The following is a 1220-nucleotide window of genomic DNA, read 5'->3' as shown; positions in this document are numbered from 1 at the left end:
CTTTCCCTACACGACGCTCTTCCGATCTCTTTTTGATATTAAAGCAGAACAGTTGTTAGAAGTTATTACTCCTCACAATATATTTGTTTCATCTGAAAATCCTGATGTGGAGAAGATAGCAACCAAATATGGTTTTAACTTTTTGTTAAGGGATATAAGTTTAACTTACCAATCAGCACTTGAGACGGATATAGTTAAAAATATAGTTAATCAGGTTACAGATAATGAGGATATTATGTGGGTACAAGTTACCCAGCCATTATTTAATGAATTCTCAAAAGTTATACAAAAATGGAAACAAATATATGATGATTATGATTCCTTAGCGGTGGTTAAGAAAATTAATCATCATATTATTGATAATAATGGGAATGCCATTAACTATAATTTTGGTTATTGGCATAAAATTTCACAGTTTCTTATTCCTTATTATGAAGTAACATGGTCTTGTTTTTTTATGAAAATGAGTATGTTAAAAAATGCGTGGTATTATATTGGGAGAAACCCATATCTTTATATTACAGAGACCACTTTAGTGGATATTAATAATCAAAAGGATTTTGAAGTTGCCTCTATACTATATGAGAATTATTATAAATAAAAAATATCTTTAAATGCAAAGAATCCTATTTTATATCCCATTTTCTACGGAATGGTGGCTTAGACATACAATTATCCCTTTAATGAATTTTTTGATAGAGAAATATGAAGTATATTGTGTTATCAACGATAAATATCCTAATTTTTGTAATACTAATAATAAAACTATTTTTAGTGAAATGGCAAACACTAATATAAAATTAATTTATATTACAGATAGTTTTCCTTTTGATGTAGAAAATTCAGAATATTTGCAAGACTCTGTAAAAATTAAGGAGTTTCTAAATTTTTATCTTAATAACATTAATCCTAATCTTATTATTGTTAGATGCCCACCTGCTAAATATTTACAATTAATATTTCCTAATACGTCTATTGTATATATTACTGAAAGTTTACAAATAGTGCCATTTACTGAAAGTAGTGATTTATATGTGGTATCTTTAACTAGAGATGAAAAAATCTTAGGGGGTGGAGGGAAGTATTTTAGTGAAAATATAGATGATATTAAAGAGTATTTTAAGGTTAATAAGCTTGAGTATAATAAAATTAAATGTTTGTATAAAGAATATTTATTAAGTATGGGATCTGATAATATAGAGAGATATATTAAAAAATTA

General features: G+C 26.2%; 1 protein-coding gene. It reads left to right on the top strand.

Annotated features, from left to right (window positions below; genetic code table 11):
• Positions 1-614 precede the first annotated feature (614 nt).
• A partial coding sequence (locus ACQCX0_RS00035) for a hypothetical protein (protein WP_462561978.1) occupies positions 615-1220 on the top strand: 606 nt, incomplete at its 3' end.

The organism is Candidatus Hepatincolaceae symbiont of Strigamia maritima (assembly GCF_055505085.1).
The sequence above is the reverse complement of the archived record's forward strand: the minus strand, read 5'-3'. Positions and strand labels throughout refer to the sequence as shown.